The 19,247-nt window shown below is 45.7% G+C and carries 25 protein-coding genes; 4 read left to right on the forward strand and 21 right to left on the reverse strand.

The features are described 5' to 3' along the window. Nucleotides 1-204: 204 nt before the first annotated feature. Nucleotides 205-525, reverse strand: coding sequence for an HNH endonuclease (locus tag IQ209_RS15720; RefSeq protein ID WP_193852206.1), 321 nt, complete (start codon nt 523-525; stop codon nt 205-207). A gap of 28 nt (nt 526-553) precedes the next feature. On the opposite strand from IQ209_RS15720, the gene IQ209_RS15725 reads away from it, so the two are divergent. Further along, a complete protein-coding gene (locus IQ209_RS15725) occupies nt 554-1,075 on the forward strand; it encodes a hypothetical protein (RefSeq protein WP_193852177.1) in 522 nt (173 codons plus the stop codon). A gap of 128 nt (nt 1,076-1,203) precedes the next feature. Here the strand turns inward: IQ209_RS15725 and IQ209_RS18605 are convergent, their stop codons facing one another. The 11 genes from IQ209_RS18605 to IQ209_RS15780 form a co-directional block, all read right to left on the reverse strand. Then, a complete protein-coding gene (locus IQ209_RS18605) occupies nt 1,204-1,656 on the reverse strand; it encodes a lysis protein (RefSeq protein WP_193852178.1) in 453 nt (150 codons plus the stop codon). Then, nucleotides 1,653-2,087: a lysozyme gene (locus IQ209_RS15735; RefSeq protein WP_193852179.1), complete on the reverse strand. Its 435-nt coding sequence runs from the start codon at nt 2,085-2,087 to the stop codon at nt 1,653-1,655. The genes IQ209_RS18605 and IQ209_RS15735 overlap by 4 nt, the downstream gene beginning before the upstream one ends. After that, nucleotides 2,071-2,409 carry a phage holin, lambda family gene (locus IQ209_RS15740; protein ID WP_193852180.1) on the reverse strand — a complete coding sequence of 113 codons (339 nt, stop codon included), beginning with the start codon at nt 2,407-2,409 and terminating at the stop codon, nt 2,071-2,073. Before IQ209_RS15740 ends, IQ209_RS15735 begins: the two co-directional genes overlap by 17 nt. 169 nt (nt 2,410-2,578) lie before the next feature. After that, nucleotides 2,579-3,442 carry a DUF2829 domain-containing protein gene (locus tag IQ209_RS15745; RefSeq protein ID WP_193852181.1) on the reverse strand — a complete coding sequence of 288 codons (864 nt, stop codon included), beginning with the start codon at nt 3,440-3,442 and terminating at the stop codon, nt 2,579-2,581. A 152-nt stretch (nt 3,443-3,594) separates the two neighbouring features. After that, nucleotides 3,595-4,632: a site-specific DNA-methyltransferase gene (locus tag IQ209_RS15750; RefSeq protein ID WP_193852182.1), complete on the reverse strand. Its 1,038-nt coding sequence runs from the start codon at nt 4,630-4,632 to the stop codon at nt 3,595-3,597. Nucleotides 4,633-4,720: 88 nt separating this feature from the next. Further along, nucleotides 4,721-4,921, reverse strand: a complete 201-nt coding sequence (locus tag IQ209_RS15755) for a hypothetical protein (RefSeq protein WP_193852183.1) — start codon at nt 4,919-4,921, stop codon at nt 4,721-4,723. Nucleotides 4,922-5,134: 213 nt separating this feature from the next. After that, nucleotides 5,135-5,539 (reverse strand): antiterminator Q family protein, encoded by a 405-nt coding sequence (locus tag IQ209_RS15760; protein WP_193852184.1) that lies wholly within the window; start codon nt 5,537-5,539, stop codon nt 5,135-5,137. Nucleotides 5,540-5,557: 18 nt separating this feature from the next. Further along, on the reverse strand, nt 5,558-6,919 hold the full coding sequence (locus tag IQ209_RS15765; protein ID WP_193852185.1) for a replicative DNA helicase: 1,362 nt from the start codon (nt 6,917-6,919) through the stop codon (nt 5,558-5,560). After that, nucleotides 6,916-7,500, reverse strand: coding sequence for an ATP-binding protein (locus tag IQ209_RS15770; RefSeq protein ID WP_193852186.1), 585 nt, complete (start codon nt 7,498-7,500; stop codon nt 6,916-6,918). Before IQ209_RS15770 ends, IQ209_RS15765 begins: the two co-directional genes overlap by 4 nt. A 15-nt stretch (nt 7,501-7,515) precedes the next feature. Continuing rightward, nucleotides 7,516-8,292, reverse strand: a complete 777-nt coding sequence (locus IQ209_RS15775) for a helix-turn-helix domain-containing protein (protein ID WP_370588429.1) — start codon at nt 8,290-8,292, stop codon at nt 7,516-7,518. Nucleotides 8,293-8,374: 82 nt separating this feature from the next. Continuing rightward, complete coding sequence (locus IQ209_RS15780) at nt 8,375-8,611, reverse strand: YdaS family helix-turn-helix protein (RefSeq protein WP_189761107.1); 237 nt, start codon at nt 8,609-8,611, stop codon at nt 8,375-8,377. 193 nt (nt 8,612-8,804) lie between these two features. Here IQ209_RS15780 and IQ209_RS15785 point away from each other — a divergent pair, with 193 nt between their 5' ends. The 3 genes from IQ209_RS15785 (at nt 8,805) to IQ209_RS15795 (ending at nt 10,726) form a co-directional block, all read left to right on the forward strand. Then, nucleotides 8,805-9,416 (forward strand): XRE family transcriptional regulator, encoded by a 612-nt coding sequence (locus IQ209_RS15785; RefSeq protein ID WP_193852188.1) that lies wholly within the window; start codon nt 8,805-8,807, stop codon nt 9,414-9,416. Between the two features lie 277 nt (nt 9,417-9,693). Beyond that, nucleotides 9,694-10,044 (forward strand): hypothetical protein, encoded by a 351-nt coding sequence (locus IQ209_RS15790; RefSeq protein WP_223281860.1) that lies wholly within the window; start codon nt 9,694-9,696, stop codon nt 10,042-10,044. A 496-nt stretch (nt 10,045-10,540) separates the two neighbouring features. Beyond that, on the forward strand, nt 10,541-10,726 hold the full coding sequence (locus IQ209_RS15795) for an AlpA family phage regulatory protein (RefSeq protein ID WP_193852207.1): 186 nt from the start codon (nt 10,541-10,543) through the stop codon (nt 10,724-10,726). 289 nt (nt 10,727-11,015) lie between these two features. Here IQ209_RS15795 and IQ209_RS15800 read toward each other — a convergent pair whose 3' ends face one another. From IQ209_RS15800 to IQ209_RS15840, 9 genes are read right to left on the reverse strand one after another with little or no spacing between them, the layout of a single operon-like run. Next, complete coding sequence (locus IQ209_RS15800) at nt 11,016-12,251, reverse strand: hypothetical protein (RefSeq protein ID WP_193852189.1); 1,236 nt, start codon at nt 12,249-12,251, stop codon at nt 11,016-11,018. 13 nt (nt 12,252-12,264) lie between these two features. Continuing rightward, nucleotides 12,265-12,918, reverse strand: coding sequence for a hypothetical protein (locus IQ209_RS15805; RefSeq protein WP_193852190.1), 654 nt, complete (start codon nt 12,916-12,918; stop codon nt 12,265-12,267). Between the two features lie 6 nt (nt 12,919-12,924). After that, on the reverse strand, nt 12,925-13,224 hold the full coding sequence (locus IQ209_RS15810) for a hypothetical protein (protein WP_193852191.1): 300 nt from the start codon (nt 13,222-13,224) through the stop codon (nt 12,925-12,927). Continuing rightward, a complete protein-coding gene (locus IQ209_RS15815; protein ID WP_193852192.1) occupies nt 13,221-16,454 on the reverse strand; it encodes a host specificity protein J in 3,234 nt (1,077 codons plus the stop codon). The genes IQ209_RS15810 and IQ209_RS15815 overlap by 4 nt, the downstream gene beginning before the upstream one ends. Further along, entirely contained in the window at nt 16,454-17,047 is a 594-nt protein-coding gene (locus IQ209_RS15820) for a tail assembly protein (protein WP_193852193.1), read from the reverse strand. Before IQ209_RS15820 ends, IQ209_RS15815 begins: the two co-directional genes overlap by 1 nt. Beyond that, a complete protein-coding gene (locus IQ209_RS15825) occupies nt 16,990-17,703 on the reverse strand; it encodes a C40 family peptidase (RefSeq protein WP_193852194.1) in 714 nt (237 codons plus the stop codon). The genes IQ209_RS15820 and IQ209_RS15825 overlap by 58 nt, the downstream gene beginning before the upstream one ends. 2 nt (nt 17,704-17,705) lie before the next feature. Then, nucleotides 17,706-18,410: a phage minor tail protein L gene (locus tag IQ209_RS15830; protein ID WP_193852195.1), complete on the reverse strand. Its 705-nt coding sequence runs from the start codon at nt 18,408-18,410 to the stop codon at nt 17,706-17,708. Further along, entirely contained in the window at nt 18,407-18,742 is a 336-nt protein-coding gene (locus IQ209_RS15835) for a phage tail protein (protein ID WP_193852196.1), read from the reverse strand. Before IQ209_RS15835 ends, IQ209_RS15830 begins: the two co-directional genes overlap by 4 nt. Before the next feature lie 54 nt (nt 18,743-18,796). After that, the gene (locus IQ209_RS15840) at nt 18,797-19,237 is read right to left on the reverse strand and encodes a hypothetical protein (RefSeq protein ID WP_193852197.1); all 441 of its coding nucleotides are present in this window, start codon (nt 19,235-19,237) and stop codon (nt 18,797-18,799) included. Nucleotides 19,238-19,247: the final 10 nt, after the last annotated feature.

A 19,247-nucleotide genomic window follows, 5' to 3' on the forward strand; every position in this document is an offset into this window, starting at 1 on the left:
GGTCGAGTAGGATGGGAAAGATTATGGGAAGGATGGTTCATATTACAAACCATCCTGGAGGGTTACCTGCTTGTACAGTCTCTTGAGCTAGAGATGTGATCAAGAGACAGGAGAGTGGCAGGGATTTGCCCCCTCCCATGACTATGGCAGATGCGATGATTACATTGAGAAATTAATATTTTCTCTGCCTATATCTCATCGACCTCATCGTAGTCGCTCCATGGCGGTCTTACGTTTATGGCAAGCCCAACATAATAGTTGCAGATTGGATAGCTCATCCGTACCACCGTGTGCCTTGGGTGTAACATGATCAACTGTCACCCCTGTCACGGCTCGACCTTCGCGTAAGCACTGCTGGCACAACTGCTTGTCCCACTTGCTGCCATAGCCACGTGCATGTCGATTCTTGCCTTGCTGGTGGTTCTGCCAGCCTGTGTGCAAATGATCGTGACAGTAGCCTGAGCGGTCGGTAGTGGTCTTAGGGCAGCCACGTTTGCGGCAGGCTCTGGGGATACGGGGTGGCATATCACCATATTCCGCTATAGAGTGAGGCATGGTACAGTCGCCCGCCGAGACGCACGGTCTTATAGAGTTCTTCATTATTGAAGACCTTGAAGTTTTCGGCTGCAATGCTACCACCTTCATTAAGGTGGATTATCATCATCGTTTTCTCCTTTATTTAAATGCTGCTAACATAACTATTTCATTTGTCAAAATTACATACGGAACAATTTTCATGAGACCAATCACCCTTCTATTACTCTTGTCATCAATACTCATTGCACCACAAGCAATAGCTGTAACTGAGCATGAAAATAATTATGCTAAGCGGTGCCTGGATTATGGGATTAAAGAAATGAGGAAAGTACAGGCGGATGGTGCGCTATCGATACTGGGACAAGCAAGCATTGATAATGACAGCATACAAGAAAATGTTTTTTCTGATTACGTAGGCAGCCAATATGTCGCAACTGAACTGGTTGCTGATATCAAAGTAAAAGATAAAAAAGAAGGCGAGATCTTGTGCCTCGGCAATGATGACCAATTTTTATACTTTCATTTTAGCCCCCGCTAATTCAAGGTACTTGATAACCAATTATCCAGCCTACAGCGGATGTTTGCTGATAATGATCCGTCTTCCTCGAAGGCATGGGTTATTTTTGATTCTGTCTGTACGTTCGATGACAAGAAGACATGTCATAATTAATACAGGCAGACGGCATTCACATATTCCTGCAAATATCTTAATTTTGCCCGGTCGTTGTTGATGCCTTCTCGGATATCGAGAACAGTTGATCCAGCTTCTCCAGTGAGTTCGACGGAGGCTGCATCGCCCATGCTGCCGGAGGAAGAAGTTTCTGGCACGGGACAGGTGGCTTGGATACGCAGCTTGCAACGACCAGCGGCAATATCAGTCCGAAGAGTGTTAATTTCAGTCTTGGCATTGGTGAGTTCCTGAGTGTATTTGGTATCCAACTCATACAGCATTTCAATATGCGAGTTCTGGTCGTTAATGGTGTCAGTCAGTTGCTGAATTTCGGTTATCTGATCGCTATTAATGCCGAGCTGTTTCTTATATCCAGAGCGGTATAAAAAAGCTGCGACTGAGGCAATAATCAATGCAACAACAACGCCGGAGGTGAAATTCGGCTTCATGATAAAAACATCTGACGTTCAGATGCCCTGCGATTATCCAACCCATGCATGACCTTATCTGCCGCTTTATTCCATCGGGAAAACTCTGCCGCAGCGCCTGTATAATCACCTTGATTGAGCTTCTTTAATAGAGTGGAACCCGAAAAGTTACCGCTGCCACAATTGAATATAAACGAACACAAAGCATCGAACTGTCTTTGATTCAGCGAAACTTTAACCGATTGCCTTAATGTGGTGTAAATAGTTTGGAGATCATCATGCAAGAATGCCTCGGCTTGCTGCTCTGTAATCACATCTCCTTTCTTAACCCCTTTTGTATGACCACAACCAATGGTCCACGGCATACCACCTGTTGCGGGATCAGGGTAGGATTTTAGTTTCAGGCCTTCATATTGCTTGATGCACTCAAAACCTTTATTGCTGATTTCCATCAGAGGATGCTCCCGTTCTTTTCTTTGCCACCTTACGCAACAATTGACCAATAAAGTCCGTACCCAAATAACCCATCACCACACTACCGATATAGGCCAAATCAGGATTCAGACCAAACAAATTTAATACATCACGAATGAACCAAGCAAACATGGAACACATAAAGGCATCGATTGAAACCCTTAGCCAGCCGCCACCGTTATAGCGCCCCCGGAGAAATGCCATTGTTCCTGCGAGAGTTGCACCGATACCTTGCTCTTTTATTGAGGCGAGCAAGTCACCAAGATGCCCCCAGATATCAGGGTTTTCTTTCATCTTCATAATCGCCCTATTCGATCAATGAACATCCTTGGGATGTGATAGGTTCACCCCTGTGAGTTAAGTTAGTCAAAAATTTTCTGACGTAAATCAGTCCGCCTGTTCTGCGCAACCAGAACTTTTTTGAAAGAAGGACCATGCCGAAGCATGGCCTTAATCTATCAATTAATTATTAAGAATGGACACCATGAGGATCTTTATCTTCGAAAATAAATTCAATCTCTAGTGTTTTGCCGATGTTATCTTTAAATAACTGCATCAATTTTACTGTATCTGGGTTATCTGCTTCGCTGTAAATTAACTCGAATGAGTCGAATGAATTTGTTTTACCATTGGTTAATTTATAATATTCACCTAAACAAGAAACCATCAGATTTCCTGACTCAAGTTTTTTGTAAATTTCTTCTCTGTTTTCTGTAATACGCCAATATAATCCCTGAGTGATTGCTTGGGACTGAGTAGGTTTGAATTTGTTGTGGAAAGAAAAACCCTCAAAATTTTTGATGAATGTATTGTTGCTAATCTCTTCCCAACGACCCGTCTTAAGCAATTTTTCATAGCCAATATATTCTAAGTAATTGAATTCAGAATCCTGATGCCTACCAAGTGTTAATTTACCTTTCATTCTAAGTGCTGACTCAGGAAATGGTTCAATTTCTGGCTTTATATTATTTTCCACAAACCTCCAATCACACGCCATCATATCTTCTTGCGTTGGTTGCCACGGCACAAAATTACCGTGCTCATTGCGCAAATCAATATGTGTCAAATAATCATACTTAGTGCTAACAGCAACACCATCAACCGCGTAAGCACTATCTTTCTCCACAGTTAAATCATTTACACGTGGAGTGATAGTCAGATACATCTCGTTATTCCCTTGGCAATTCTTCCACGCAGAACGAGTAACGCGCTTGCGTAGTTTTAATTGAATCAAAGCCCAAGAGAAAGAACCCACCGGTGCAATAAAACAATCACACTGATATTGTTTTGGATCAAATGGACATTCATGTTCAGGCTTAATAAATTCAGACATACTATTTCCTTATATTTATAAAATAATAGGAAGTTCAATTTAATATTTAACTTCCTCCGGCTGTTAAACAGCATAAATATATTAATCAATACTTATGATTGAATATATCGATTAGCCTTGTATGGTCATTTTTACAATCCACTGAATCCCATTCATTTATTTGTGAATAATTTTATTTCTTGTTCCGTCTGCCTAAACCGCGCTTCTTCCAGTTCTACCCCCAACACGCGACGATTTAACTTCAAGGCCGCTTTCAGTGTCGCCCCTGACCCCATAAAGAAATCGGCGACCAGATCCCCTTCCCGGCTGCTGGACTGGATAATATGCGCCATCAGGTCAGCCGGTTTTTCGCACGGATGCTTGCCCGGATAATACTGAACGGGCGCAAATTGCCAGACATCGGTATAAGGCACAGTGGCTGTGACGGTAAACGAACGGCGCAATAAGCCATGTTCCTGCCGCAATTCATCATACTGACGCGACAGGGTTAAATGAGAGTCCACCAGCTCAGGATACGGGGTGTTCAGTTCGCCACATTGGTGCTTTTCGTTAGCGACACGGCCAAACAACGCTTGTAACTTCCGATAGTCAGTTTCATTGGGTAACTGCCACTGGCTATCGCTGAACCAGTGACTGGCCATCTGTTTCCCAGTGGCATCATGGATATCTTTTGCCGTGATACCTAACGCTTTTCGGGCATCCCGAAAATAATCGATCAGCGGCTTAAACACCGACTGTTTGAGTTCCTGGCATTGTTTGAAATAGCCATCGCCTTTCGGGTGATAGGGACCCTGATAATGTTCGGCAAAAATAATGCGTTCAGTGGCCGGGAAATACATCCGCAGGCTTTCTTTATTATGTCTGCGCCACGGGCCGGACGGTTTCGCCCAAATGATATGGTTCAATACGTTAAATCGTTCCCGCACCAACAATTCCGTATCAGAGGCCAGACGCGAACTACAGAACATATACAGGCTGCCGTTGGGTTTCAGTACCCGCCAAAATTCGGCAAGTAATTCATCCAGCCACGCAAGGTAGGCCGTGACATCGTGCCACTGGTTATCCCAGTGACAGTCTTTTACGCGAAAATACGGCGGGTCAGTGGCAATTAAGTCAATGCAGTTATCCGGCAGGGTTTTGATAAATTTCAGCGAGTCGTCGTTAATTAATGTGATACGGTTTAAATTCACAAACGTTTTCCATAAATAGACGCTGACGGATTCTCAGGAAAACCACGGTGAAAAGCGCCAGCCTTTCACCGTTTAAGACATTACCCGCTCAAGGGCAACGTTTGAAAAACGTGTCATCATTCCGGCTTTCCATCAAACCTGCCAGACGAAATTGTGTTAACAGTAATTGGCAACGGGGTTCAGGTAGCCCCGTTAATTTGTAAACATCAGAAACGCTAACCCAAATATCCGGGGGAAGGGTTTCTAAAACACAGGCGGCGGTTGTTGTCATATCTTCATGTTTTAGCATGATAATTTTAACCTTTTGGTGAGTTTTTATGCACAAACACACATGTAACTCTGACCAAGCACAACAGCAAGTCTTATGTTTATTTCAGGCAATAAAAAACCCCGCCAGGGGCGAGGTCAACTGTCTGGAATTAATAAGTTGTGTGGCATGACTATGACTCTTATCACAATAACATTATTTTTACGTACGTAAAGTTTTTTTAAAATGACTGTATCACTGATTTGAGTTAATTTCAGTCGGTTCTGACTGAACGTACTTATCCATTTCCAGTGTGATATCTAACATCATTAGCATGCCTTCAATAACACCTTCGGCTTTTTGTAGTTTCTTCCCTATGTGTCCGTCAGAACAGTGGTGATCATAGGCTAATTGCATAAACGTTTTACCGAACACGTAATAATCAAATAGCAGGTCATGAGCATCACTATGCTTCTGATTCAGTTTTGCCATGCAACTGGAAACAATCATAGCGTCATCATCACAGCACTGTACGCGGGATTTCACTCTGTTCGGGATTAATCCTTTGAAGCCCGCCGCAATGGATGACCAATAAATGCCATCGCTGTTATCAGCCACCCATGCCCCCCAGCGTTCCATGACTAATTGAATATTACGCATTCGCGCACTCCCCTGTTATTAAAGCGCCCTGTCGGCATAACGGCGTTCTTTTGGTTTAGTTTGTCGTGGCATCCGGCAAATTTCAGCCGCTGATATCTGATCGGTCGGCAGGTAATGTCCGTGCCTGAATTCCTGATAAACTGTACCGGTTTGTCCATGACGGTTCTTGCCCAGAATAATTTCAGCATACCGTTTGGCAGGACTGAGCGGGTTATACACCGCCTCCCTGTAAGTAAAAATAATGCGATCCGCATCCTGTTCCAGCGAACCTGAATCACGTAAGTCTGCGGCAACTGGGCGACGCTGATGCAAGGGGCGCTTATCCACCTCCCTTGATAACTGGCTCAACGCCATGACCGGGGTGTGCAGCCGTTTAGCCAATCCTTTCAGGGCCTTCGATATTTCCGCCACCGCCAGATCGTGACGGTCAGCCCGGGGTTTTTGAATTAACCCGAGATAATCCACAAATATCCCTTGCAGATTCGGGTGGCGGCGCTTATGTGTTTCACTGATGGCACAAATTTGTTCGATACTCAGGCTACTGGCATCCAAAACATGAATATCCCGGTCGATGAGTGAACCCAATGCATTTCCAATGCGTCCCCAGTCTTCGTCATACAATTCACAGTTTCTGAGTTTAGAAACCGGTATCGCGGCAGATCCCGCCACCATACGCTCGGCAATTTGTTGCGCCGCCATTTCCATGGAAAACAACAAAGCCCCGCCACCGTCGCGGGTCATGCCGTCAATCATGCACAGGGCCAGTTCCGTTTTTCCCATGCCCGGACGTCCGCCCAGCAAAATCAGGTCAGTCGGGTTAAATCCCCCTGTCAACTCGTCCAGCGGTTCAATTCCTGTCAGGATCATGCCTGTCTTGCCCTGATTGCGAGCCTCCAGTGTTTCGACATATCCATCCAGCAATGTGCCTATGACAACGGGCTGTAAGCTGCTGTCACTCCGGGATAATCCATTAAACTGGGACGTAAAAGCCTCAATCAGGGCTTCAGCTTGCGTGTGATTGCCGCAGGCCTGAATCGCTTTCTGGTAACGGTTAATCAGATCAGTGACCTGACGTATCCGCCAGTAGCGTATGACTTTTTCAGCATAACCTTTTAAATTGGCCTGCCAGACAGGGGTCTTGGCCAGTTCCAGCAAGTTAGCCAGAATACCGCGTTCTTCACCCATTGCATCCGCAATGAAAAAGGGATCGATAATGTCGCTGCCCAGGGCCTGCTTTTTAATTTCCCCGTACACTCGCCGCAGATGAACGGAGCTGAACGCGTCATCCGGCAAAGTCGCCAGTACATCGTAGGCATCCGGTGTCGCCCCGCCTGACAACAAGCCACTGATGACCGCTGTTTCCAAATCATATTCATTCATACTGTTTCCCTTCTATAACTTTCCCAGTCAAAGGCCAATACCGTGCCGCCCTGAAGTAATCTGTCCAGTGTCCGGTCACCCAAAAACTGAGCCAGCTCAGTCACAGGCAAGTTACTGATCAAGATAGTAGGCAACAGGTCTTCATAGCGATTATTCAGCACCTCAAACAGAATATTGCGTTCAGACTCCGTGCCGTATTGGACGCCGATTTCGTCAATCACCAGCAAATCCAGCTCGCTGTAAAATTTCAGGGTGTCAAATTCGCTCATCTCCCCTTCGCTATTCCACGAACGACGAAAAGCCCGGATGATGCGTGATGCGGTGGTGATAAAAACAGCTTCATCACCCCCTGAGGCAATTTCGCGGCAGAGGGCGACAGCAAGGTGGGTTTTTCCTGTTCCCTGGCGTCCACACAGGATCATGCCTTCCCCTGCCCTCTTGCGTTCCTCCCATGTTTGGACGTAACCTTGACAGGTTTTCAGATTGTTTTCTGCCATCAGGCTCTGCGGCTGGTAGGTAGCAAAGCTGGCCTGCGCAAAACGGGGAACGATTTTCAATATGCCGAAATCAGGTGTTTCCATCGCGTCTTCTGCTCCTTAAAGATTTTTTGTCCAGTTTGCGCCGTGTGATTCATAACGCTTGTGCTCAAATCCGGTATGGGTGTTAGCTTGTGGCTGCCGCCCGGATTGCGGTTTGTCAGGAAATAATCCTTGCCAGCTGTTAGCAATGGAGGTGCAAATCACCTCGTCAGGATTGATGCATCCCGCTAATTGCTTAGCCTGTTGCCGGCAACTGGTTTCTGTCAGCGGTTTCCTGATTTCCTGCCTGAACTTCACCCAGTCCGCCCACGTTTCGGCACTGACGTTTTCTGGCTTAGCAGTCAATGGATCGAATTTGGCTTTTTTTCCCTGCCCAGCCCCGTGAGGGGTAAGGGGTGTATTAGGTTCTTTGACTGATTCCTTGACGGGTTCAAAAGAGTGACTGGTTCTGGTGCCATCTGGTGGCACAGGGGGGATGTCATCTGACGGCACAGGGGTGCCAACAGATGGCACAGGTATGTTTTCTGGCGGCACAGGGGGGATGCTTTTTAGTGGCACAGGGGCAGCCGATAAATTCAGGTAATATAAATTCGAGGCATTTCCCTTACCATTATGGTTACCCAGTCGGTTTTCCTTGATAAGCAGCCCCATCTCAATCAGGGCATCAATGTGACTTCGCACTGCGCTTTTGCTACATTCGCAATGATCCGCAATATGCTGATACGAGGGCCAGCACTCCCCTTTGTCGTTTGCATTGTCCGCTAATTTAATAAGCACCAGTTTTCTCAGAGGGTTCCCTACTCTGATACTCATGGCCTTAGCCATCAGACTCATACTCATGCCGTTTCCTCCCTGCTACCGTACGCTAAACAACATCCACATGTTCATATCGGGTTCATCCAAAACGCCATGCATATTATTCATGGATCTTGGTTTCAGGCGGTGGGAAAACTTTAGGCAGGTCAGGACGCAGTTCATGGGCCTGGACTGTGCCGTTTGAAAAAACCACAATATCGGGTACCAACGACACTGAAACCCGTTTTTTTCCGTATAGCCATGCGCTGATAAGCGATTGCGCACACCCCAGCACCTGAGCCAGTTTGGCCTGGCTACCTGCGATCTCTATCACTTTTTTTATCACACTGTTTTTCATTAGTTCCTTTCTCCAACACCACGGCAATAACAATATCACCAGCAGTCAATATAAATCACTATTGGAGTATTTGTAAAGGTATCACTTTAGAGATAGAATAAGAAAAAAATGTTCCAAGACAGCGGTTCTTGGGCTTATCCCCGGTATTTCACGTAAATGCGGGAACCACTTATGAGGCATTTATGAGGCACTTATGACACTTGCTGATAGATTAAAAGAAGCCATGGCAGATAAGGGGCTGACCCAATCTGCGCTGGCAAAAAAAGCCGGCATGGCACAATCCATGATATGGAAATTACTTTCCGGGAACGCCGTCAAAACAGGCAGACTCGTTGATTTGGCCAAGGCGCTTGACGTGCGCCCAGAATGGCTCAGTGATGGCAGTGGTCATAAATCGCAGTCGGGTGATACTGAATTTGCTGTCAGGCATGACAACCGTTATGTACCGGTAAAAATTTATGAAGCAGAACAAGAAACCCCGGAGTCCTTCATGGTGCCGGCCTTTTCTGAACAGCAGCCCCCTATGGAATCCTGCCGGGCTTATCGCATCCCCCAAAATACCGGCTGCGCTGAAGCGCCGGAAGGGACGGTGATCGTGGTGGATACACAGGAAGATATCGCCAATGATGATTTAGTCTATGCACGCATCGGAGAACATTATTCGGTTTATCGTTATAAACAAGGGGGGGCTGTCAGTTTTTTATCTGTTGATGACTCGCGTATCCCCTTGATAACCCTTTCTCCTGACATGAAAATCGTCGGTGTGATTGTTTATTTATTTCGAAACATGAAGCGAAAACGATAACATTCTCATCCCTACTCGAAACACCGCCAAATCCTGCCTATATTTACGACAAGATACTGTTTTTTAGTGCAGTATCTTCAATGCCGTTGAAATTGTTATCACCCTCAAGACTCAAAATCATTCAGATGATATCAAATTAAAATTACTTTATATCAATAAGATAATTAAAAAAATTGATTTATATCACTATAGGTATGGATTTAATGGAATTTAAGTGATAATGTTAGCGACATCAAAGTGATAGGAATAATCACTAAAATAGTCAGCGAGAGGATTTATGAGTACCTTTACTTCTGCCACCATCAAGGAACCGGCAACAAAACAAAAAAAGGCTATCAACATTAAAGGCATTGTTGCCAATATCGCACAAGCGAACAGCCAGCATATAGGCACAACACCGATTACCTTTTTGGCAGGCCAGTGCCCAAAATACAATAATCGAAATAACAGCATGGGCACAAAAAATAAAGATGAATTTAAACATCATCTACTAACGAGCTATCGGGTCAGCCCAAAACATACAGAGCCTGTTCCTTACTATAATCTAGAACCCATTGTCGATTACGGTTATGCGCTCTATAAGAGAAAAGGACGATATATGTATTTAGTTGATATTATCCCTCATTAAGATAGAAACGAAAATGCTGTCGGTAATCGAAAATCGTCATACCACAGACTAATAAAACAAAAAAACAAAAGCCCTAAATTTTTATAAGTATAAAAACTTAATTACAGCGCCTGCGCCGGGGAATATTTCATTCTAAATTTAGAACGGTTACACAGAGAATATGAAAGAAGTCTATTATATGGAAACTGCGAATAAAGTGGTTCAAATGGAGCCAGAAGAAAAATATCATCTTGCATCTTTATATTGGGAACAAGTAAAACACTGAGCAATTCATATCAGTAATCAGCTCTGGCCTGAATACCACCTGAAACATAATGAAGTAAGGTGGTTATACAAAAAATCATCAAATGAACAGACGAAAAAATTATGCGGTGCCTTATCCAAGTCATCAAAACAACCAGGGACACGCCCTGCTGATACTACCGATGTAGTAAGGCAAGCCTGATACGCAAGCAAGGGGGTTTTGAAAAATGGTTATCAGAAAGGGAGGCAAGTAGTGGCGATAAGATACATTAAGCGTGAAGAGATGCAACAACTAACAGGAAAAAGCAAAACAACCCTTTGGAGAATGTACGCAAAAAGAAATGAGTTTCCTAAACCCGACAGGACTGCTGGTGGAACATTTCTTGGATGGCCTGAAGAGGTCTATGTGGCTTGGGTGAGAGAGAAGAAGCAGAGGTAACTTGACCCGTTACCTGACCCGTTGTTATGACGGGCTTTAATTTTTTTATCGTAACTCATTGATTTTATGGTACGCCCTACAGGATTCGAACCTGTGACCTACGGCTTAGAAGAGAGTAAGCCTACTTTATAAATCAATCAATTACCGCATTTATCAGTGCTCACACGTCCCACCTTACCGAAAGTTACCCGCAGTTACCTGTGGTTGCCTTTCGATGCCTGTCCCAAATGCGTCCCACCTAATTTGGCAGTATCCAGCCTATGCAATCCGACCTCAACCATCATGATCGCTATTCACCCTCCCCCTGCCCCACATTCCACACCGAATCTTCCGGCATCTGCACACGGACATCTAAGCGACAGCCTTCTGGGATGTCACAGGGTTCAGCATCGGCATAGTAGACCTTTTCACCATCGACAATGTCTTTTATCCGCTTGTTCTGGAACTGCTTAGGTAAATGCGTGTGCTGACGGTGGAATGTCTTGATGGTGATGCAACCGTCCTTTTGCACCTGGTCATCAATGTAGATGAGTTCCAGCCCGTTATTGTTCTTCGGCGACGAGATACCGCCATGAACGCCCCATGCCCCGTCAGCGTTATAGCCCAGCACACCGGATATTTGATAATGACCGATGCCAAGTTTAGTGACGGTAGCACCCTCGGATTCGTCGTTGGTGATGAATTTGCCGTCGGGGTAGATTTGGATGAGGGGGGAGGATGCTCTCAGGTAGCCGTTACTATCTTTCCATGCATTTTTATTAGTCCACAAATAACTCACTTTTGTAGAACCATCATTATCACTACCATGGACGACTGCAACACCCTGATTATAGTGTGCAACGAATCCAGCCCATGTATCCCCCGCCCGTGTTACATAACCACATGACCATTTGTAACCTATTTCCCCGTCATGCGCTCCAAATTGGAATGCATGTCCACCATTCGGTAACGATTTAATCCACGACGTGAACTCGGTAAGGGCGGCCGGATTAATTCGTTTATATTGGATAAACCCAGAACCATTATCTATTACCCATTGCTGAGTTGCCAAACCCAGGTTTTTCACAAACGCCGGTTTGTTGGGAATATCTGCCCCATTCTTATTTTTATCCAGCATCGCCGCCTGTAACGCCCGTATCGACTGCAACGACACAGTCTGTCCATTCGGCAATGTCACATTGACCACGCCACTCTGTGACATCCATTTGTCCATGTTCTGGAGGAACTGGGTGATATAGCTGGTGTTGGCCACAATATGCCGGACGCCATCTGAAACAGAATCGGGAACCGTGGTCTGGATCTGGTATTTTACGTTATTCAGGGTGACAGCGACACTATCGGCCAGTACCAGTTCCGTATCGGAATTCACCGCCTGAATCATGTGAATTAAATTGTTGCTGCCAGACCGGATTAATATAATCTGCCCAGGGGCAACGCCGTTAATGTTCGAGATAAATTTGGTGCCCGTGCCGCGGACAATAGCCGAGCCGGACACGGTGGAAATCGTGCCTTGTGAATAGTACATGATGGAGTTCCTGTTAATCGTAGTGCACGCAGTCAATATAAGGGCTGGTGAGGTCTTCTACCCTGACTTCTGCAATCAATGCCGTCGCGCCTGATACTGCCGCCGGAATGAATTGTGTGGATTGGCCGTTGAAAATCGCCGAAAAAGAGGTGTCTTTATATTGCAGTCTGGATTCATCTCCGGGGATATCGACCGTAGAACTAATCCAGCCTGTCGTTTGTATTAACAGGGCTTTCTTTCCCCGCAATGTCACTTGCTGGCTGGTGTTGTATTCCCCCTCAATAGCCAGCGGGTTTGTATCACTGGTCATGACGCATTTCCCGTGCTCATCCCAGACAGCAATTCCCCATTCAGGGACAGGCTGCGGATAAACCAGAGTAAAAAGATAAATCTCACACAATACGGGGGTACGGGCATCCGGCGCGGATAATCCAATGCCCCAGCGTCCATTATTACTGCTGAGTTCACCATAGGGTGCATACAAGGCATTGTTAGTACGCGCGCACATAAACGCCATACAGGGTTGTGTCGTACTAATCTGCGTGTCTATACGGTTATATAGCCTGTCAACGGTGACCGATATTTTCCGCACAAAAGAAAGCGGTGTCGTTTTGGGTGTCCACCAGGGAACCCCTTCATTCGTCGTTAAAAATGCGCCCCAGTCCATATATCCTCACGCCGTGTAATACGCAATCAACCAGCCCTCAGCGGCCACATTACGCCCGGTTGAAATAATGATTTGATTGTCTCTCACCAAAAACTGGCGTTTTTCGTTCGGCCAGTCCCCTGTTTGTGTGCATATAAACACATAAGAGAGCCTCAGCCCCGCACTCATCGGCTCTCTGGGAACCGTCAGCGCGCCTGACGTTTGCCCGCTATTCACTTTCATAAAGCCCACATAAAGAAAAGGGCGGATGCCTGTATTGCGCTGCCGCCCCTGCTCGTCCCACACACCAAAACCATAATCACTCATCGAAATTGTCCTGTATATCCCATCGCCGCCCTGACCCGTCCGTTCTGGTCATAACAGGCAATCGCCCCATTCGACCAGCGTAACCCTGCACGGGAACGCATATCATTAAATTCAAAAGCGCCTGTGACCGCATTAATCAAAAAGCCCGCCCTGTACTGGACGTAGTTCTTTGACCTGATAGCATCAGATAAAATAATTTCCCTGATATAGTTTTTATCAATAAACGCTTCCTTGATAAAAGCCTGCCCGTTCTTAATCACGAACACCGGTTCCATCTTCCCATTGGTCGGATTCACTACGGTAAACTGGTTCGCCCTGACGCCGAAGTGAGTTTCAACCCTGCCATTCTTCACCTCAGCCCCGATCACCATTCCTGCGCCATAATATTGCCCCCTGTAGTTCACTCCTGCCCCGATATCTTTGATAGCATAACCGTTACCGTCGATATCAAAGACGGCTGTCGCTTTTTCTCGGACAATGGCGGATTGCTTGTCTAATTGCGCCTGTGTACGCTGATCACTCTCCGCCAGAGCTGAATCCACCTTGGCTATGGCCTTTTCGTTTTTCGATACGCTTGTTTTAATATCGCTCTGTATTTCGGCTTTAACCTCGGTAATTTGCTGCGCCCATGTTTCTTCTGCACTCGCAAAGACACGGTCAAGGCGTTTGATTTCAGCCTTGTTTTCCCCATCCCTTGCCATCAGTTCAAAACTATTCTGCTGAGTCGCGGCTCCGTTGATGAGGACAGCCTCAGCCTGATAATCCAATTGATCCTGTATCCGCTTTCCAGACTCGGCGGTCATGAATTTATTGCCTAATTCATCCAGAATCTCCCTAGTATTGTCATTGGGTTCTCCGACCGCTTCAACGAAATGCGATTTGCCGAATTCATTGATACTGCGAACATAGAACCAATAGGGTGTTCCCGCTTTTAGCTGACCTTTTATCCAGAATTTAGCAATACCCAGAAAATCAGCCAGTGCCTCAATCTCGTTAATATTGACGATCTGTTTTTCTGAGAACCAGAATTCAAACTGAGTGCCCAGTGTCTTTGGTGCACTGATATGAGGAATGGCTTTTAACTCAAAAAATCCCGGCTCAATGTTAACGACAGAGGGTGCGGCAGGTACACCAATTACCATCTGAACCTTGGATTCATCGCCTAACATTCCGCTGTCATCACGGGCGCGAACACCAACCATATAATTACCAGCTTCAAGTCCATTGAAATAATATTCAAGCTCCTTGGTATTCCCCCTGAGTGCAACCTTATTATCACGATATACCGTCACATCAAACGTGATACTCCGGTTAATAGTTGTTGTCGCCCACATTGCGCGAGCCTGTACCTGCGAGCTATCGAGAATATATGCAATACTCAGACGCTCGATATTAGGAATGCGGATAACGTTTTGCGTGGCGGGATTTCCTTTAAAATCAACTCCCTGATCAACAATGGCCTCTTTTTGCGGCTCATGCTGAATGCAAGTAAAGTTGTAATTACCCGTTTTATTGTCTTCGGCAATGCTCATGACCCTGAATAAACGAGTGACAAGGGATTTTTTAGAGATTGAAAATATACCCCATTGCCGCAATCCAGTAGGTACATCTTTCAGGGTGACGACATCACCGTTGACGGAATTGATATCAGCCTTAACGAATGTCCCTTCATTTCCCATATAGGAGAAGTAACCTGATTCGCCTTTCGAAAACTCGGCTGGTGCATCAAGGCGAACGTCTTTTCCTGAAAATGAAATAACACGCCCACCGATACGCGCAGCAGCAAAGGTATTGTCTGCAATCTCAACGATATCACCAGGAATACAATTAATTCCCTCTCGCCCTGTACTGAATGTAACTGAGTCCGTTTCGAGCTTCTCGGTTTCAATGATCCATTTACCGACACGGTGAGCCTGCCCGCGACTGGTGCAGCCAAATGCTGCCACTTTTTTGACGTTAATCCCCAAACGAGCCACCAGCTCATCATCCTGAATGATTTCCCGCTCGTCTTTCCAGCCGTTATCTGGGTTAGTCCATGTAACCTCAATCATGGTGTGGCGGGCTTTCTTTGCAGCAGAACTGTAGTTAAATTTCCCCTCAACCACATTAGCGTTAGTAAATGTCCATACTGGATCGGATGGCCTATCCTGAAATGCAGTCAGCTTCAAACCGTCCCATACCTGCATACCACGGAATACGGATGCCAAATCATCCAGCACATCCCGCGCCTTGCGTTGGTTTGCTATATAGGCATTACAGGTAAAACGAGGTTCTTTGCCACCGAATCCATCAGGAACGGGTTTATCACAATATTGTGCAATGGCATACATGGCGAATTTGTCACAACCGAAAGGTCCCATCAGTTTCCCGATGCCATAACGGGTATTGGTGACCAAATCGTAGAAAATCCATGCTGGATTATTTGTGTACGCTGGCTGAAAGCGTCCTGTCCATACGCCCTGATATTCACGGGTTTCTGGGTTGTAGTTATCTGGCACCTGCACAATCATCCCTCTGATGTGGTAGGTACGTTTGGGGGTATCAGCAAACTGTGACCGATCAATGCGCATACCAACCACAGCACTATTGGGGTAGCTCATCAAGGTATCGGTAATTTCGGTATAGCTGGCCCATACCGTACCGTTGCGAAGTTGGTCGCTCTTGCTGTCCTCAGTTAATCGAGATACCCTGATTTGAAACGGTTTTTTCTTCGGTGCGTCAATGGTGTGAGATTCCAGATATTGTCCGCTGATTTTAGCCGGGCCTATCTGTACAATTTTTGCGTTATACCAGCCAGAACCATCATTCACATCAATAGCCAACTCTACTGAGGTGTTATTCTGATTACCTTTGCTATCGGTCTGGACAAGCTGACTAACACCCACGGTAAATCGGACTCGATCTACATCCTGACTGGATACCGATCTGAGGATAGGCGTTTCTTTCTTAACTTCGACGCTGACAGGTATCTCACTCTCAACGAATGGATAGTCGCTGAGTGGCTCTTGGGATTGAGTGCCAGCGCGCCACTGAACAGTAACACCATTGATATTGGGATTGCCGTCTTTATCGACGACTGGCGTCCCGTTTATCCTGAACCCGTGCAATCCACCAACAGGTCCCTCGATTTGTCCTTCCCCAATCAGATCAACAATTTTCAGAAACTGTTTATTTTTCAGGTTATCATCAAGCAGTCTGGGTGTACTGCCGCCACCGCCACCTTTTCCCATTATTCTGTCTCCAAACCTTGAGAGATAACATTCGAACCCACAACCATTTCACCGTAGGCAATCGGAACCGGATACCCTTGTCCGATACGGTTTTCCAGTGAACTGAAATACTGATTGCCATCGGTTTTACTTGATCCTATTTCTGGGCCTTTAGGCATTTTGGTGAGCATAGATGCCAACCCTGCACCGATTAATGCAACGCCTGCAATAGCTAAACCAGTTGCTACTGTGCCAGCCATACCCATACTCGCCCATGCTGCAATCGAAGCCCCTCCGGTAAAAAATGCGGCACCTACAGCAACAACACCCAGAATAGCCATGCCGACTCCCATGTTTCCGCCAGCACCGCTAACAATAGGCACAATCGTGACAATATCACCATCATTGAGTGGGTGATTCATGCCAGCCGGAATACTCTTTTCTGTCATGTCCCGCCCCGCAATACGAATGCGGATATACCCGTCAGACAGCGCTTGATGGAAGCCTTTTAGCTGGTAACACAGGCATCGGACCGCTTCCGCTGCATCACGCACTTCTAATTCGTAGCGACGGCCAAATCTTCTAAGATGGCCTCCAAGCTGTAACTTGACCATTGTTTATGTCTCCATACTGAGTGGGTATATTTGAGCCAGTAACCGTCATAAACATCGCGTTTACTGATGCGGTCTGGTCTGTGATGTAAGATTTTTTGATTGCCGATATAAATAGCCCCATGACAGGGCGTTTGGCTACCTAAGCAGATAAGAATGATGTCGCCGGGCTGAATTTCATCAACCTGCTCAAACCCCTGGCTAGTACTATTATCGATATAAAGATTTTGCCCTTTGTTCCACCACTCATCCTCACGCTCTGCATCTATTAATTCGATACCCGCAAGATGATAAGCATCGCTAATGAGGGAATAGCAATCCTGTACACCGTGAATAAATTCCCGACCTAATAACCGTGGAACGGGGCGGAATTTATGAACTTGGTCACCACAGGCCAACCACCACGGCAAGCCTGTTCTGATTTGCTGCTCCCTATCTCCAGTACTCAGGCGAGGGCGTCCATTTGGGTGACTGTGAACGATAACTTCGATGTCGGCAAAACATTCTGCGGTTATCCAGTCATCGGGATTAATTTCGAAGTAGTTCTCAGGATCTGGCGAAATATTACGGCACGGAAAATAGCGCCCACCCGAAATCAGGCCGCACGATTCCCTCGCCCCTTCTGCTTTCGCGTGGGCGATAATGTCTTGTTCAAGCATGATTAACCTAACTTATTAGAACCCAGAAAACAGCCAATGGGCATAGGTTGAGGACGAGGGTATCTCATGATGCAACCACTGTATTTTTTGGAGCATCGATCTTTGAGTAGATTAGTGGTTGGCTGGTCTTTTTCATCTGCCACGGGTGGGCCATCATAGCCACAATCAGCAGAACGATACTGCCAGCAACAAATATCCGCCTGAATGACTCGTGCAGGAATTAACGCGCCATCAGTTTCACTTGGCAGGGCAAGCACGTAAGTTACAAAGTCAGCATTGGAATCTTGCTTCTGTTCTATCAAGTATTTACTCACCGCCTCTCGCGTTGGATCGGCCTGTGGATTGCCATTAGGGAAGTTCACTGCATCCAGATAAATCTCAGGTACTTGATGGCGTGTCACTACCGCACCTAGCGCATCATTGAAATCCTGATTTATCGCCGTAATAAACCCGTTAATGTTGGCAAAGACCATTTTCGGCCTTGCACTAGGACCTTTCCCGCTCATTTCAAACCCGGTCACCTCAACCGGGTAAGGCTCATAGCGCATTCCTTGCCAGATAACCGGCTGTAACTTTCCATTCATACCATCATGAAAACGGTAGATATCACCACCAAAGGCCGTTAAATCTATTTCATACAGATTAAGAGTAGCATTTTGACTAAGCTCAGTGACCTCAATCCGCATTTCTTTTGGAATATCTCTCACGCCACCACCTCTTCAAAAACACAACTAATAGACCACATCAGCCACTGTCTATTCACTGTCCACGAACGACAAACGAAAGTACGCAATTGGTTATCATCGCTGGTTAGCCATGTAAATGACTCTACCGCACCTCGTGCCCGTAGGAACTCATCAATAGCGCGTCCCGTATCGGCTTTCTCAACAAAGCTAAGCTGGTACTTTTTGAGCTGATTGTTAATGCCGTCCTTAATACGCTGCTCGTAGCCGTCACCAAACTTGATAACCTTTACTCGCGGTTCATGACTAACCTCATAGTTATCCTGTGGTCGCCATTTAAATTCTGGTTTTGTCATATTTCACCCAATAAAAAACCCTCCGGAGAGGGTTATCTAATAATTCAGTCGAAATTAACGATCATCGAACTTACCAAATATAAAACCGTTAACCTCTGCAAGTTTAACTCTCATTTCTGAATCAGTTTTTAATTTATTGCCGTTTGAGGTTGTTATTTCAACATCGGATAAGTATAAATATTCTATTTCATTAATTTCTTTATCTTTTTCGTTAATCCTATCACCAATATTAAGAATGACATCTAAAAATGCCTGCCCTGCCTCTTGATTCGACGCCATAAAAACCTTTCCAGCGATTAACGTTGAGTAACGCTTATTACTAACAAGCATCCCTGAAACAATAATTCCATTTAAAAATAAAGTAACACCAACCTCAAATCCTTTTTCTGCAATATAAGCAGCGGTTGTAAGATATATATCTTTAGGTTTAAATTCATGGGTGAACGCTTTATCGACACTCTTTAATTCTTGCTGGTTATTATTCTTCTCTTCCATTATACACTCT

It is taken from the genome of Xenorhabdus sp. BG5 (genome assembly GCF_015163665.1).
Taxonomy (GTDB): domain Bacteria; phylum Pseudomonadota; class Gammaproteobacteria; order Enterobacterales; family Enterobacteriaceae; genus Xenorhabdus.